Annotated in this window: 15 protein-coding genes; 8 read left to right on the forward strand and 7 right to left on the reverse strand. The window is 40.1% G+C overall.

The genetic code is table 11. From position 1 onward, the window contains the following. Positions 1 to 194 precede the first annotated feature (194 nt). Together BVC89_RS22775 and BVC89_RS22780 are read right to left on the reverse strand one after the other, a co-directional pair. On the reverse strand, positions 195 to 614 hold the full coding sequence (locus tag BVC89_RS22775) for a hypothetical protein (protein ID WP_086933414.1): 420 nt from the start codon (positions 612 to 614) through the stop codon (positions 195 to 197). A 323-nt stretch (positions 615 to 937) separates the two neighbouring features. Next, positions 938 to 1,438: a hypothetical protein gene (locus BVC89_RS22780; protein ID WP_086933415.1), complete on the reverse strand. Its 501-nt coding sequence runs from the start codon at positions 1,436 to 1,438 to the stop codon at positions 938 to 940. 83 nt (positions 1,439 to 1,521) lie between these two features. Between BVC89_RS22780 and BVC89_RS22785 the strand changes: the two genes are divergently transcribed. From BVC89_RS22785 to BVC89_RS22795, 3 genes are all read left to right on the forward strand, one after another. Next, positions 1,522 to 1,719 carry a hypothetical protein gene (locus tag BVC89_RS22785; protein WP_158658077.1) on the forward strand — a complete coding sequence of 66 codons (198 nt, stop codon included), beginning with the start codon at positions 1,522 to 1,524 and terminating at the stop codon, positions 1,717 to 1,719. Between the two features lie 212 nt (positions 1,720 to 1,931). Beyond that, entirely contained in the window at positions 1,932 to 3,113 is a 1,182-nt protein-coding gene (locus tag BVC89_RS22790; protein ID WP_086933417.1) for an acetyl-CoA C-acyltransferase, read from the forward strand. A gap of 471 nt (positions 3,114 to 3,584) precedes the next feature. Next, positions 3,585 to 6,182 (forward strand): TonB-dependent receptor plug domain-containing protein, encoded by a 2,598-nt coding sequence (locus BVC89_RS22795; protein ID WP_086933418.1) that lies wholly within the window; start codon positions 3,585 to 3,587, stop codon positions 6,180 to 6,182. 55 nt (positions 6,183 to 6,237) lie between these two features. On the opposite strand, the gene BVC89_RS22800 is transcribed toward BVC89_RS22795, so the two are convergent. Further along, on the reverse strand, positions 6,238 to 7,215 hold the full coding sequence (locus tag BVC89_RS22800) for a fatty acid desaturase family protein (RefSeq protein ID WP_086933419.1): 978 nt from the start codon (positions 7,213 to 7,215) through the stop codon (positions 6,238 to 6,240). 199 nt (positions 7,216 to 7,414) lie between these two features. Between BVC89_RS22800 and BVC89_RS22805 the strand changes: the two genes are divergently transcribed. Next, complete coding sequence (locus BVC89_RS22805) at positions 7,415 to 8,377, forward strand: GlxA family transcriptional regulator (protein ID WP_086933420.1); 963 nt, start codon at positions 7,415 to 7,417, stop codon at positions 8,375 to 8,377. Between the two features lie 80 nt (positions 8,378 to 8,457). Here the strand turns inward: BVC89_RS22805 and BVC89_RS22810 are convergent, their stop codons facing one another. Both BVC89_RS22810 and soxR read right to left on the reverse strand, forming a co-directional pair. Beyond that, a complete protein-coding gene (locus BVC89_RS22810; protein ID WP_086933421.1) occupies positions 8,458 to 8,943 on the reverse strand; it encodes an ankyrin repeat domain-containing protein in 486 nt (161 codons plus the stop codon). Positions 8,944 to 9,219: 276 nt separating this feature from the next. Then, positions 9,220 to 9,657, reverse strand: a complete 438-nt coding sequence (gene soxR, locus BVC89_RS22815) for a redox-sensitive transcriptional activator SoxR (protein ID WP_086933422.1) — start codon at positions 9,655 to 9,657, stop codon at positions 9,220 to 9,222. A gap of 110 nt (positions 9,658 to 9,767) precedes the next feature. On the opposite strand from soxR, the gene BVC89_RS22820 reads away from it, so the two are divergent. The 4 genes from BVC89_RS22820 to BVC89_RS22830 all read left to right on the forward strand — a co-directional run bounded on the left by BVC89_RS22820 (position 9,768) and on the right by BVC89_RS22830 (position 13,555). Beyond that, the gene (locus BVC89_RS22820) at positions 9,768 to 11,192 is read left to right on the forward strand and encodes an MFS transporter (RefSeq protein WP_086933423.1); all 1,425 of its coding nucleotides are present in this window, start codon (positions 9,768 to 9,770) and stop codon (positions 11,190 to 11,192) included. A gap of 217 nt (positions 11,193 to 11,409) precedes the next feature. Beyond that, entirely contained in the window at positions 11,410 to 12,363 is a 954-nt protein-coding gene (locus BVC89_RS22825) for a collagen-like triple helix repeat-containing protein (protein ID WP_086933424.1), read from the forward strand. A 120-nt stretch (positions 12,364 to 12,483) separates the two neighbouring features. Further along, positions 12,484 to 12,648 (forward strand): hypothetical protein, encoded by a 165-nt coding sequence (locus tag BVC89_RS29930; protein ID WP_158658078.1) that lies wholly within the window; start codon positions 12,484 to 12,486, stop codon positions 12,646 to 12,648. A gap of 253 nt (positions 12,649 to 12,901) precedes the next feature. Then, a complete protein-coding gene (locus tag BVC89_RS22830; RefSeq protein ID WP_086933425.1) occupies positions 12,902 to 13,555 on the forward strand; it encodes a DsbA family oxidoreductase in 654 nt (217 codons plus the stop codon). A 74-nt stretch (positions 13,556 to 13,629) separates the two neighbouring features. Here the strand turns inward: BVC89_RS22830 and BVC89_RS22835 are convergent, their stop codons facing one another. Together BVC89_RS22835 and BVC89_RS22840 are read right to left on the reverse strand one after the other, a co-directional pair. Then, positions 13,630 to 14,658: a DUF6976 family protein gene (locus tag BVC89_RS22835; protein WP_086933426.1), complete on the reverse strand. Its 1,029-nt coding sequence runs from the start codon at positions 14,656 to 14,658 to the stop codon at positions 13,630 to 13,632. Positions 14,659 to 14,695: 37 nt separating this feature from the next. Next, positions 14,696 to 15,943, reverse strand: a complete 1,248-nt coding sequence (locus tag BVC89_RS22840; protein ID WP_086933427.1) for a hypothetical protein — start codon at positions 15,941 to 15,943, stop codon at positions 14,696 to 14,698. Positions 15,944 to 16,052: the final 109 nt, after the last annotated feature.

Consider the following 16,052-nt stretch of genomic DNA (forward strand, 5'->3'; position numbering starts at 1 on the left):
GTACTGAAAGGTATTAAAATACCAAAAAAACCGTCTGTCAAGAAATTTTGTAATGAATGACAAAAAAATACCGACTCTAAAAGGCCGAAATTAGCAGGCAATGGAAATATGAGGAATGGACAAACAAGGAAGCAAGGTGTGCTGCGCACAGTCCTTGCTTAATGTTGAAAGTATCTGAGGACGACTAGTAAACCCTAGTTAAAACCTTCATAAAACGCTTGGGCACTTACACTGAAAAACTGATTATTTGAAAGGTTTAGAACATCTGCCGAAATACTAATAGATCTGTATTGAAAAATCGGAAGAGAACAGGACTTCGAATTTTGGGAGCAGCGACTATCAGACCAAATAACTCGAAAATTTGACGACGGTCCACCTTGAATGCGAAAGACGGCTGTAGTGGTTCTAGCATTGGCAACACTAAAACAAACATTTCGAGTAAACTGATCCAACGCCGGTGTATCAACAAAACACTCCATAAATTCAGAACCAGAAAATTGCTGAGTTTCTGGTTGATTTAAAATTTCTTCCATAACTGGAGGTTGTTTATCGGCTTGCACATTAGATGTAATGAAAAAAGATAAAACAGCTGGAAATAAAACTTTAATATTCACTATATGATTCTCCTGCCTTTTTGATAGTTTTGATACCACTATTAAAATTACTGCTGGAAAACTATTAATTCTATTAACACTACCGAAAAATTACATAAGTGATTCTAATTGAGTTAACTAAGCAATGTCAAAGATGAACACGGTAAAATACTATCTTTGACACACATTACTTCTTTAAAAAATATATTGATTTTTTAGCTTGAAATTTATATTTAATTAACGCAGGAAATAATTACTACTAGCATTTAAGAAAAATAAATATGAGAAAATTAAGCGCCAAATCAATACATTTATAAATTGAATAATAATATTTAACTTGATTCCTAATATAAATATTGCCGTTTTACAGATATCATCACTTTATTGCAAAGCAACGAAATACTATCTGCACGATTGGATTTTCCTCTTATTCTTAGCAAGGCTGAAACACGCCTAGAAAATTCTTCTAATAACCTCATGTAATACTTCTTTTGATCATGAGTATTACGCTTTTCGGCAATTTTTTTTAGAAAATAATTCTGCATATAAATTAGCATTTCTTCTGCTTCATCATACTGATTTAAATAACATAAACAGTCAACAAGTAAGCGCCCGGAATCAGAGAGATGCTCTGGTAGAAACACCTTAGTCTCGTAACGATGCCGCTCAATATTCAAGCGTGTAATCGCAATATCAACAGCAGTACCAGACATAGATTGCGCCAAACAAAAGTCTTCTTGTTGGCTCGCAGCGAAGGAGCGCGACATCGCTTTATGCCATAGCTTAAGTGCCGCCTGCTCATCCGTACAGATCAACTCTCGGTGATATTCACATAAATATTTCATCTTGACATTGCCTCAAATTAAACGATAATGATAATCATTATCAATATAGATTAATGCCTTTTCAGATGCAAGGTCAAAATGACATGAAAACAAAAAAACGAGTACTACTAGAGCTCGATCAAACGGTTTTACTTGATTTAATCAAACACCGAGTGCTATCGCTTAATGATTTTCGCTGTTTAGACAAAGATACAAAACGCTCCCTATGGCAATCTTACCTGCAAGCAGCTAAGTTACAGGTCGAAACCATAGAGACTTTGCCTACTTTAAATGTCCCCTGAAAGTCTTGTGAGAGCCCACCTAAGAAAGTTATCTAAACACGCGTCATATATCAAAGGTGATATAGAAGGTCATAGGATATAGTGAACACTCCGCCTGGATTGCATGGTATTCTTTGCATAGAGGCAAGGTAAAAAGCTTCCAATTTATGGCTACCCACCTTGCATAAAACATAAAATAAGAAAAGCAAAATATATTTTAGTGGAGTCTGTTTATGACGAATGATACCGTTGTTATTGCTGCCGCCAAGCGCACCCCCATCGGAGCATTTATGGGGGCTCTTTCCCCGCTGAGTGCAACGGATCTTGGTGCACATGCAATTAAAGCTGCCATCGAGGATTCAGGCCTAGAAAAATCACTAGTAAATGAAGTAATTATGGGCTGCGTATTACCAGCAGGCCTAGGACAATCTCCAGCGAGACAAGCTGCTTTGGGAGCTGATTTGCCGCTACAAGCAGGTGTCACGACGATAAATAAAGTTTGTGGTTCGGGCATGAAGGCCGTGATGCTAGCCCACGATTTAATTAAAGCAGGCTCGGCAAATGCAGTACTCGCCGGAGGCATGGAAAGTATGAGCAACGCCCCCTATATTTTACCCAAAGCTCGCACAGGCTACCGCATGGGACATGGCAAAATGCTTGATCATATGATGCTTGATGGTTTGGAAAATGCCTACGATGGCCAAGCAATGGGATGCTTCGCCCAATCGATGGCAGATGAGGAACAGATCACCCGTGGAGCTATGGACGAATTTGCTTTGGCATCGTTATCTAAAGCCAAGAGCGCTATGGAGTCGGGAGCATTCACCCAAGAAATTGCCGCAATAACAGTTCCCGGACGCAAAGCAGATACAATTGTTGAAGAAGATGAGACACCAGGTAAAGCGCGGCCAGAGAAAATCCCTACATTAAAACCAGCCTTTAAAGCAGACGGCACTGTTACTGCTGCTAATTCAAGCTCAATTTCCGATGGCGCCGCAGCACTGGTAGTGACTAGTGAAGCACTTGCTAGGGAACAAGGTCTGACACCACTAGCTAAAATTGTTGGCCACGATACTCACGCAATGGCACCCGATCATTTTACTGTGGCACCAGTTATCGCAATTAATAAATTGTTAACAAAAATAGGATGGAGTAAAGACGAGGTTGATTTATACGAAATTAACGAAGCCTTTGCCATGGTCACAATGCTTGCAATCAGCAAAGTGGGAATAAAGCCTGAAAAGGTCAATATCAACGGCGGTGCCTGTGCTCTTGGTCACCCAATAGGCGCATCTGGAGCAAGAATATTAGTAACACTTATTCATGCCTTAAAACAAAAGGGACTAAACAAAGGCCTCGCATCGCTATGTATAGGTGGTGGAGAGGCAACGGCCCTAGCACTTGAAATAATTTAAACTCTATTGAGTACCTTTAAATACAAACAAGGCAACAAAGTTGTCGCGTATTATTTCTTTTTCGCCAGGGCCAGTTAGTGGCCCGCAATTGCGGCTGATATACAAATGATCTGATTTCACAATCGGCCGCTTTTTAAATTCAACCTACCGCTTTTTCTGGTGTAAACCAACCCAAAAAAACTCAGTCCATATCCATAGATAAGAATTTTATTTATACTTATTTATGAAAAATAAGAATAAACTAATAGGCAACCCTATTAACACTACGATAATTTTAAAAAAATTTACGCTAAAAATAATTTCACACGTTTAAGTTGTGGGTAAAACTTATGGCTAGACTGTACCTTCTCGTTAAACATGTTAACAATAAAGCGCTACTTTTAATTTTATTGATGTAGGTTGCCGCCCTACTTTTCGCTCTATTACCCATAAAACTAAAATCATAAAAAAATAACAAAGAGGAAATATGAGATGGTCAACACTGTGAGCTTTAGCAAACACAAACTTTCTTTTGCGATCGCACTATATAGTTGTTTATTGCCATCAATGGTGAATGCACAGCAATCACAAAAAGAGAATACGACAATTGAAGAAAATGTTATTGTTACAGGTACGCGCCGGGAAGGTGTCGCGCCATCAGAAACACTCTCCCCCATAGATGTGCTAGGCGGTGGAGAAATCGCCGAGCAAGCATCCTTTGATATCACCGATTCCTTAAGTCGAATCACCCCTTCATTAAATACCCAACGTTTTCCTATTGCTGATGGCACGGCATTTATTCGTCCAGTAACCCTACGTAATCTTTCACCGGATCAAACACTGGTACTAGTCAATGGTACACGCCGTCACCGTTCGGCCCTAGTTAACTTGCAACTAGCTCCGCTGGGAACCGCAAACCAAGGCTCTCAAGGTGTTGATTTTTCAGCAATTCCATCTGCCGCCATCAAACGTATCGAAGTATTGCGTGATGGCGCATCTGCCCAATATGGCTCAGACGCAATTGCCGGCGTAGTTAATATCATTCTTAAAGATGCTTCTGAGGGTCTAACACTGTCAGCACAGTACGGTAGTTATTTCGAAGGAGACGGCGATCGATTTTCAGTGAGTGCCAACGCAGGTTTCAGCTTAGGTGACAATGGTTTTTTAAACGCCACACTAGAACACTCCACATCAGACACAACCTCACGTGGCAACGCCCGCCCGGATGCACAGCAAGTTGCAGGAGTAGTAGGAGCAGAGCAAGTTCCCTTTAATGGTCTCGGTCAACGCTGGGGAGATCCTGAAGTCGATGCCACCAAGTTATTTTTAAACTCAGAATTCGCACTAACAGATAATGTGTCCTTATTCAGCAATGCCAGTTATATGGATAATGAAACTATATCGGGATTTTTCTATCGTGGCCCAGTACTCGATCCTTCCGAACAATTTGCTGCACGAGCCACTCTACAAACAGATGCCAATGGTGACTTTCTTCCCGACAATGCACCTCAAACACTTATCGATTCTATTGTCGCACAAGGCTTAAACCCCGCCGATTATTTAGTAGGTGATACAAATAGTCCAAGTGGGTTTGTTTTGCGTAATCCAATTTTCACTCAATTCCCTGGCGGCTATAACCCAGAGTTCGGCGTTAACATCAGTGACTATGCGTTTGTGTTCGGAGCAAAAGGTGAAGTCAATGATTTCACCTGGAAAATACGCGGCCGTCTTGCCGAAAATGAAGTGGAATACCAAATCTCCGATACTATCAATCCAAGCTTAGGAAGACTATCGCCGACTAGCTTTACCCCAGGAACCTTGATACAAGAAGAATCTAGTATTAATGGCGATTTTACTCAAGCTATTAATATCGATGCATTAGCGTCACCATTGAACATAGGCTTCGGCTTCGAACTGCGTAATGAAACTTATGAGATTGTTGCGGGCGATCCAGGATCGATTATGGCAGGCCCAACCGCTGCTTTTTTCGGGGTTGGCTCAGACGGTTTTCAAGGCTTCCCAAGCGAATCATCAGGAGACTTTGAAAGTGATAGCGTTGCCGCGTACATTGATATTGAAGCCGATGTAACTGAGCAACTTACTCTCGGCGGCGCAGCGCGCTGGGAAGACTTCGATGAGTTCGACTCCACCTTTGATGGCAAACTCTCTGCACGTTTTGCCTTCACCGATTCTTTCGCTCTACGCGCCACAGCCAGTACTGGTTTTAGAGCACCTACTCCGGGACAAGTTAACACACTAAATATTACTACCACATCTGATACTGCCGGTAATCTTATTCCTAATGGCACTTACCCGGTCAATAACCCGGTTGCCATAGCATTAGGCGCAATTCCATTAGAGCCAGAGGAATCACAAAGCTTTACTATTGGGGCGGTGTTTACACCACTTTCTAACACCACTATTACTTTAGATTACTACAATATAGAAATAGAAGATCGTCTAGCTTTGCAAAACAATACTATAGATACTGATCAAGTTACTTTGCTAACTAACGCTGGAGTCGCCGATGCTAATTTATTACTTGGCAGTAATGCTAACTTTTTCACTAATGCATTTGATTCGGATATCAATGGTATAGATCTTAATATCAGTAGTTCTTTTGACATGCCGGTAGGCGATCTCACTGTAGATTGGCGCCACAGCTACAATAAACAAGAAGTTAAAAGTGTTAGAGCAGGCACAATCAATCAGTCCCGTGTTTTCGATCTTGAAAATCAAGTACCCAACCAACGTTCTGTTCTTACTTTTAACTACGATACTAATGGTATCTTCAATACTTACATCCGTTTAAATTATTACGGTGAATGGGAGAGCACCGGTGGTCTATTTGGGCCTGGGGATGGCACAGATACTAATGCTTATGGCCCAGATACACTAGTCGATATAGAAGCACGCTGGACTCTGGCAGAGAAATACACTCTCGCGATTGGTGGCGACAACGTATTTGATGTTGAACCAGATGATGAACAAAATGGTGTATTACAATTTCTAGGAGTGCAAGCTTCTTTAACATCACCCTACGGATTCAACGGAGGTTTTTGGTATATAAGAGCTAGTGCGAGTTTTTAATTGAGCATAACGTAAATAGAAATTGAGCCTTCATAGGGCTCAATTTCTATAACAGTTAACTTGTTGTCATTGCATCTCTTTTTCCCAGCAATTCGCGGATAACCTCGTCATATCCACTAGCAATGTTAGCCTTATCCAACACTCCTTTTTGTTTTAAGAAACGGTGAAAAGCCTTAAGATTGTAGCAAGGAATATTAGGCCTAAGGTGATGTTCTAAATGATAGTTAACATAGTTAGGCGCGAAAATTAAGCGCTCCCACCAACGAGCGTAAGTAGTTCGTGCATGTAAACGCGGATCTTTATTCAGCAAATCCATAACGTTACCGTGCTCAGCAGCATTACGTACTCTCAAAATAAACATATAGATAGTCATGTAGCTTATCCACCACAAGGCATACAACCAAGCGTTATCAAACAAATATAATATCCACCACATCATTACATTTACCACAACAGGCATAAATAAGTTGGCTAACAAGTTTTTAACAATTTGCCACACATTTAGATCAAACTTATTTGAATTATTCTTATACGACATATCATAATTTAAAATACCTGCATTCATTAACATGAGCGCATAGAGAGTTTTTATACCTGTTAACCCGGTTAAGTCTCTTAACGTTTTTCGGATCAAACTACCTTTTGTTATTGGATAATTCTTGTAATTAGGATAATCGGGATCAGTAGTGGTACCTGCTTCTTTGTGATGCCTCATATGATAACGGCGGTAACCATCTAAGTCGGCAAAAACTGGGGCAGCACATAATATTTTCCCAAGCCAATTGTTGAGTTTTCGACGTTTAAATAAACTATAATGGGAGCATTCATGCATGAGTATTGCCAAGCCCAATTGACGATTAGCCAACAATACCAAACTAATAAAAATAGTCGCAGCATTAAGCCATAAAATAGGTAAGCTAAAAGCTAAGGCAATTAAACCCCAGTTAAACAGTAATAGCCATAAGCCCTGCCAGTCAGATTTTAAGGTATATATTTGAATTTCTTCTGCACTTACTAGGTTTTTATAACTCATAGAATATTCCTGGGGATTGAGTGCTTATATCGATAACAGCTCATCTTAACGTTACTATTAAATACTACCTCAGCGGCAAATTCGATACTCCTCATTACAAGACACGTATTCAACAGTTTTGGCCATTATTAGATTTGTCCTCTTGCAAAAGGCTAGGTTATTACGAATACTTGTGCATATCTACATAGTGGAGCTAACTATGAAACATATCGCAATTTTTGTATGTGAATCAGCCTGGGCAGGCTCTATTAGTTTAACTGTAGAGATTCTAAAAACCGCTTTGGTATTTCAACACAGACAACAACAAGCTCCTACCTTTTCAATCACACTGGTTGGCCTGAGCAATCGCCCAGTTAACGCCTTTGGCGATATGTCTATAGCACCGGATATATCTATTAAGCAAGCGACAATATCCTACGATGCCATAATCTTACCTGCTGTTTGGGGAGTTAACACTGATTATTTAGAGCAACACCAAATCCTCTACCCATGGCTAAGGCGACAGCATAAAGATGGTGCATTAGTGTTTGGTTTATTAACGGGAACATACTTTATGGCAGAGGCTAAACTTTTAAACGGTCATAGTGCAATTACCCACTGGCACTATGCTGATGATTTTCGTAAGCGCTACCCCGAAGTTATTTTAAAGGCAGAACAAATGCAAACGGTTGAAAACAGACTTTACTGTGGTGGTGGAGTAAACGCAGCAATGGATCTAAGTATGTATTTAATTCAAGAATTTTGCGGCACACTAATAGCTCAACAGTGCGAACGCCATTGCCTAATGGGAACAAGAAGGGACTACAGAAAAATCACTATCGATACAGTCGAGAGTAAACAGCATAGTGATACTCGTATTCTGGCAATTCAAAACTGGCTAGAAGAACACTACGCAGAGCCTTTAAGTATGGATGAAATAACTGCGCGCTTCGGCTTTAGTACGCGCAACTTAACTCGCCGATTTAAATCGGCAACAGGAAAGTCTTTGCAAATATACTTACAAGAATATCGTTTAGAAATTGCCAAAGAATTACTCACAAATTCAAAACAAAGTATTCAACAAATTTGCTTTAATGTGGGTTACGAGTCACTCACAGTTTTTGGCCGGCGTTTCAAAGCATATACTGGTCTTTCAGCTAGCGATTATAGAAAGAAAAAATAGACACCTAAGACTTATTCAATAGATTATGCTAGAAGACGATGAATAAGCCTTAGACTAAAGAAGAAAATTTATAAATATATTTATGACTGAGATCCAACCTCAGCAGTTAACAACCTTGTTAAAAAATCCTCATCCATATCGATATTTGTAAAATCAAGGCTTTCTACTATAAAAGACAAACAATTACTGAACTTTTTCTTAGACATATAGATGTCATTCACCGGAGTACGAGGTGTCGCACCAGCAACAATCAACAGTTTTACTATTTCAAGACATTTCTCAGTATTACTTTCAGATGCATTGCCAGATAACGACATAGCAACAAAGCTCAATAGCGCTCTACTTAGAGCCGAATTACCATGGCGATCTTGATAGTTTATATCAGCACCGGCACCAATCATAAGTGACAATGTACTAGGAGCAAAGTTAGCTGCCGCTTCTATGAGCGCTTGATTATATTTATTAATATCTTTCTTGCGACTTTTTATAGAAAAAATACAAGAGTGCGTCTGTGAATTTACATTTTTATCATTATCAATATCGAGAGAAGCAGTGAAGTCTATCATAGATTTTCCTAAAAGGTGAACTTACTATACTAGGTATAAAGAATACTTATTTAGTTCACACTTTTAACTTTCCTACTGCCTTATACACACGGCTGGGCCGTTGTACTTAGACTTACTAAAACAACAAAATAAGTTAAAGATTAAACTTTATCAATACAAATTTGAGATGAGTGTATGGCGTATAGTAAAGACCCCATCGCACCTAACAACGATAAAATATAAAATTTTGGGGAAATATTTTTTTGGGCTTTTTTTAGGCTATAGAGCCTGTTGACACTAGTCTTTCTCAAGCAAACGCGGTCCGTAACCATTTTTCCCCATGACGTCGTCTGGATTAAATAAGGCGCATTTTTCCAAAGAGAGGCAACCGCAACCGATGCAACCTGCCATACGATCTCTTAAGCGCTGCAAACGGGCAATACGATCATCCAGGTCAGCTTTCCATTGAGTGGAAAGCAAACTCCAGTCATCCGCAGTAATTTTTGTCTCAGGAGGTAAAGACGACAAAGCAGAGGCAATCTCTTTGAGTGGAATCCCGGCTCGCTGTGCGACTTGCACCAAGGCGATTTTACGCAACACCACAGGAGAATATCGCCGATGGTTTGCTTGATTTCTCACTGATTGGATCAAGCCTTTACGCTCATAAAAATGAACTGCCGAAATAGCAATACCACTTCTTTGGGCAACTTCGCCCACGGTTAAACCAACTGCCATATGAAGGTTCCCCTCTATTTTTTCTTGACCTCAACTTAAGTTGAGGAATTATAAAGTCAAGTATTGCAACAATAAAGCTAAGTATCAAAAGTAACAAAAGGAAAGTTTGAATGCCCCTCGAGTCCACAACTTCATCTAGCTGGCGGGAAATTATGGTTCCTCAATATTTACCAGCCCTGACAATTTTTTGCGTAGCAGTATGGTTGCATGCTGCCGACGGCACACTAGTGGCAACCATGCTACCTGTGATTGTTAGTGACATTGGAGGCACGACTTTGCTCTCCTGGAATGTGGCATTGTACGAAGTCGGTTCGATTGTATCCGGCGCGATCAGCGGTTTGCTGGCTAGCCATCGCGGAGTGCAAAAGCCTTTGGCAATTGCAGCAGCCACTTTTGCGCTAGGTTGTATTTTGAGCGCTACAGCTTCGCATATGTGGTTCATGTTGATAGGACGTTTAGTCCAGGGACTCGGTGGTGGTGGGCTCACTGCACTGTCGTTTATATCTATTCGCCAGTTCTTTCCAGAACATTTAATACCCAGAGCTGTTGGCGCAGTTTCCGTCACTTGGGGAGTATCTACTTTTTTAAGCCCTTTAATAGGGGGACTTTTTATAGAATTTGGCTCGTGGCGTACTGGCTTCTGTTTTTTTGCCTTACAAGCAGTTTTTTTATCTATATGGATTCTGATAAAGACACCAATAAAAACCCTCCCACTGCTCCCGAAGACTCCAATCAGGATACCTTGGCAACGACTTTTACTTCTATTTGTGGGCGTAACATGTATCGCATTTGCCGGACACGAACCATCCCCTATCGTATCCCCCCTATTAGTTACATCAGGGTTTATTAGTCTTATAGCATTTGTATGGCTAGACTCTCGAGATAATACAGGTGGACGTATGTTACCCAAAAGCCCCTTAAGCCTGGCTAACCCTGTGGGTGCAGCACTGGTCATGATCCTATGCATGTGCGCAGCAACTGTTACCATCGCAATTTATGGCCCACTTCTGATGACCATGCTTCATGGATCATCTGCAATGCTAGCCGGCTACGTTATTGCCTGTACCGCCATCGGATGGTCTGCCGCTTCTATTTTCATAGCAGGTTCTTCTGCAGGACTTTCAGGACATAACGACAGCAAAATAATTTGCTGCGGGATGACAATTGTTGTTTTGAGTATTTCAGGCTTTGTCTACAGTATACCAAACGGGCCAATTTGGCTGATAGCCTTGTTTGCCACATGTGAGGGTGCAGGCTTTGGTATGTGTTGGACATTTATATTACGTCGCGCTTCAAAATTTACCGGAGTAGGAGAAAAAGAGCGTGTTACAGGTGCTATTCCGACAGTTCAGCGCTTAGGCTACGCCCTTGGCGCAGCCTACGTTGGCATTATTGCAAATGCGATTGGCGTTGAAGGAACGAGCATCGAACAAACACGTCAGTTAGGTTCAAGCATATTTTTAGCTAGTATCCCCCTTGGAATTTTGGGTTTGATAGCCATGTGGAAGTTCGTCCATCCTCATCAATCACTATGACTTAAACACAACGTATATTTCCTATGATTTATTAATAGTTAGTTACTAAGTTCTCTCATGCTTTGAAAATTTGTGTAACCAAAATCACTGAGCCTACAACTAAAAGAGTAACACCACACACGATTGGTGAAAATTATTCTCATTGAAACTCAAAAAATCGCCCTTAGAAACGTAGTTTTTTTTAAGGTCGACAAAATAAGTATGGAAACTTAACACAATGAAAACCAAGTTATTTATATTACTTGTAGGTATATTTTCGATTTCCCAAACCCTGGCAGGAGAGCTTAGCTTTGACGACGTCAATACAGCTGGCAGTGAGACTTACTATTGTACCGAAGGCGAGTCATGTCTCATTAGTTGTTCAGGAGCAGAAGCCTGCAAAGATGCAACGTTTTATGGTGCAGATAATTTTGATTTAACACTCAATTGTTCAGGCGATCGATCCTGCAGCAATTCCAACGTCCATGGCCCCAGCAAAGGCAAGTTCACCATAAACCTTGCCGATGGCATATACCCAATTTGGGCTTCCAGACTATATGCTCAGAAATCTCTTTCACTACATATTAACTCGTCGAATGTGACATACGAAACCCATTATTCACACCTTCATGTACCACGCGAAACTTTCATTACAGATGACAACTGGGTTGACGGCAATAATCATCAAACGACCATGTTTTATGCGAGATTTTATTTCACACATGCGGACGGCCACAGAATTTATATGAACCGAGAACAAGCATCAGACTTTTGGGAAAATTCCACAAATAGTACTGTCTCCTGTGCAGCAACAGATGATACATCCGTATCGTTAGATGAAGCCAACCTAAAACTATGTAATGCAGACGTAAGAGCGCTGACCTCAGCAGATATGATGCTAGTGGGGATGGCAGGTATTAAAGGCGACACAGGAGCACAAGGGCCTCAGGGCGAAACCGGCGAACAAGGGCTTCCAGGTTCAAATAACTTCCTTGTAAACCGTTACAAGGGAGTATCAGGGCGAGAGTCTTTATCGTTATCCGCTTCATCAAATTCCATCTGCTTTTTAACAAAAGTAGATGGCGAAGGAGTGTGCAGAATTTTAGAAGAAAATGGCTATTGGATTCTTAAGGCCAACCAGCCACAACACACAATTCATCCTGCATGTGTAGCTCATTGCTTAAGTTGGTAATAGAGAGATAGGGAAAGCTCCATCAAAATATAAATTGATGGGGCCAATTCTTTCTACCTAAAAACGTTTTATCACTAAACCTGTTTAAGCCTAATTAGTGGTTCGTAAAGAGTAGTAAACATGGAGTTAACTCGTGATCAACCTTTCCTTGCCATCGTTGGTGATGACACACTACTGCGCCCGTTTGATGTTACTAATGTTCAACGAGCTCAAAGTAATGATAAAAATTATTCGATGTTAGAGGTACTCAGTCTTTTCACCTCTACGACCAGGAAAAACATGTAACCAAAGCAGTTGAGAAACTAGACAAATTCTATAAAAGAACATTGAAGTAATCGATATACAATACCAGTGGCATTGTAATAATAAGATGATGGTGAATAAGAGCACTTACCCGCTAGGATACGATATCAATATAAGCCGCTGTCAACAGCCGTAATTTGATCAAAAGGCGGCCTAAATATTATTTATGTGGACTGCAACTAAATCTCACTATATATTGTCTAGTAATTATACCTATCAGTCCAAAAGGTGGATCATGACTACTAAACTAACAATCGACATAGTTTCTGACGTGTCTTGCCCATGGTGCATAGTGGGCTTTAAAGGCTTGGAGAAAGCTCTACAAAATTTAGCATCCAATATAGATGCGACAATTACTTGGCAACCTTTTGAGTTGAACCCTCAGATGCCAAAGGAAGGACAAGAGCTTACTGAGCATATAACACAAAAATACGGTATTACCACAGAGCAAAGTAAACAGAATAAAGAAGTATTAAAAGAGAGAGGGAAAAGTGTTGGTTACGAATTTAACTACGCTGATGGTGGCCGAATATACAATACATTTGATGCTCACCGGCTGTTACATTGGGCGCAGAGCCACGATAAACAGACCGAGTTAAAACTGGCACTTTTCGATTTGTACTTTAAAGAAAATGGCAATCCGAGTGATCATCAGCAGCTTTTACAAACAGTTGCTAAAGTAGGACTAAACACCGAAGAAGCACAGGAGATTTTAGAATCGGATAAATATGTATCGGATGTTAGAGCTAAACAACAACACTACCAATCAGCAGGAGTCAATTCTGTGCCTGCGGTAATAATAAATAATAAGCACCTAATCAGTGGCGGACAGCCTGCCGAATTATTTGAACAAGCATTAACCCAAATAGCAACAAATTCAGTAAGCTAAAGTTTATTGGAATTAAAGAGGAGAACACAACCACAATCTCCTCTAACTTCTACCTTTTTACTTACTGCTTCGGCCTACTTCATGCTGCTGCCCAGTGTCAAATACACCATAGTTTGATTTAAAAGTTGATAACCAACTTCACCGAATGTTACAGGCCCGGTGATATCTCGGGTTTTCTTGCCTTCCAGCTCAGAATAAAGAAAGTTCAATATACAATTACATGAGAAAGCAACATTCTCACTTTCCGAAGCAGGCAAAGCTTTTTCAAATGACTGAACATAATTATCTATTGGCTTAGCGAAGCGATAAGGAACATCAGTAAATACCGGTGCATACAAGCTAACTTCATTATTAGTACTGTCGACATTCTGGATACTAGCATTGACCATAACACCGGAATAATCGGCCACTAAAGGCAATTTAGTGTCAATATTTTCCTGTTTAATGTACTCGGCCAAATTTTTGGTAACTCCATCAATCTTACATTCGCCAACAGAAAAACTAGTCTTATCGAACGTAATTACTGGCCCATCACCCTGGCTAAACAAGTTAATAATATTGACATTTGCTAATTGATGCTCCGGGATTGGAATATGCATTGCCACCGCTTGTTGCTCAACCATCATACCGCTGGCCGGCCCAAAACATGCCTTAGCTTTTTTAGTACCTAAGTCGTCTAAATGTGTGCCGGATACCCAACCAATTATTGGCGAGAAATACATATCTGGAAAGTCAGGCGCATTTTCTGCATATTTGGCGTGAACATCAGACATCGCAGGTAAAATTAAAATAGTAAAACCATGCTCGGGTGCCTCTTGAGCAATCCTAGAAATTGAGTTTGTATCATACAAAGTCATTCTAGGGGCGCGGTGTGGGGAAATACCGGTAAGAATATTTACATAAATCTTGTCTCTACTAACTGTTCCACCATCATTTGTCATGAAATAAGGAATTGTTCCACCAATCCAGTTACCAGATGGAAGAGACGTTAGAACATCTTCTTCTGCTGCAACAATAAGAAATTCCCCATCGTTAATCATCTGAACCAGTGTTTCCTTGTCCACAAGAGAATTTTTGAAAGCAATATCGGCTTCTTGCGCCATACTTGATCTCCAAATTTTTTATATTTATACAAATGCCCTAAACAGCACTACTACTTTTAATAACTTGCCTTAACTCTTGCTGCATAGTTTGCTGATTATCCGCAATGAACTGCCTTATTCTTTTAGCAGCACTTAATTCCGCATTTGGACTGGGATTTAGCAACACATCCGATCGCAGCTTCGAGAGTAATAACTTGTATGCCATGTGCTGACTTGGAATAAATGAATCATCTTTAAGGATCTGTCTCCACACATCATGCCTGGAGTCGGGTAAAGTAAATTTCTGTTTTGGTCGAGTTTGTAACAAACGGTTAATTTGAACAAGCTCTTTTCTTAATGTCTGATAATTTTTCCTAAAAAATTCTCGCAAGCCAACTACTTCTTCACTTCCTTCTTCACTTTGATTGTATTTATAGTTAGAGCGTAGTTTAACTAGAAGTAAATTCAAGGACATATTGTTAGAATCTAAATGAATTCTATCCATTAGAATATCTACCCAAACCGGATTCTTCACAGCGGGAAGAATAAGCTTGTGCACACTGCGACGCCTACTTGCGTTACTATCCTGTTGAACTGCAAGGCCACTAATTTGTGAAATTTCATTTTTTAATGACGCAGCCTGCTGTATAAAAAACTCTCTTAACTCAATAATTATCGGGCGTAATAACTCTTTCTTTTGAGTATCAATTGCCGCAAGTTTAAGCTTAGAAAGTAGTAGCTTAAGAGGGAAAGACTGCGTTTTTATAAGAGTTTTATCAAATAATATATTCTGCCAGATAATGTCTGATTCTGTTGGGATATAGCAAGGTGCCTGGACATTTTCAGGGGCATTAGCCACATCGCCCAGAATTTCACCAACAAGAGCAGTCTCTATATTATGGCTTGTTGATATTTCATTTTTACTTAAACCTTGCGCACTATTTAACGCAACAACTTGTCTTAGTTGGTGGGTATATTTTTTGTTTGGATGCCCTAAAAAAGCAGGCTCAGAGAGTGTGTCTCTCGTTATGGCATCTGAGTCCGTATTGCTAACCACTGGAACATCGGCCGAAATAAAGCATCTATAATTGCCTAGGTTGCAATGTTGCCAATAACCGTTAACAAATTTACTATCAGATACGATATAACGCTTTTTAGTAAAAAATGAGATGATCGATTTATCTTCAGAACGGCTAAGTTTGACATGAATAACCGATTGTCGTTCATCGATGGAAATATTATTTATTGACCATGGCGGGTAAATATCTAATATGCTTTCGAAATAGCTTCTATAGTCGTTCTCCAAAGCTCCCCTCCTAACACTGTTCAAATTTAAATATCTGTAAACGTTAGGTTTATTTTATCACTATTCAATACACTTAAGGATATAGCTATAGATCAATTTTCTTACGTTA

The sequence above is a fragment of the Agarilytica rhodophyticola genome (assembly GCF_002157225.2).
Taxonomy (GTDB): Bacteria; Pseudomonadota; Gammaproteobacteria; order Pseudomonadales; family Cellvibrionaceae; genus Agarilytica; species Agarilytica rhodophyticola.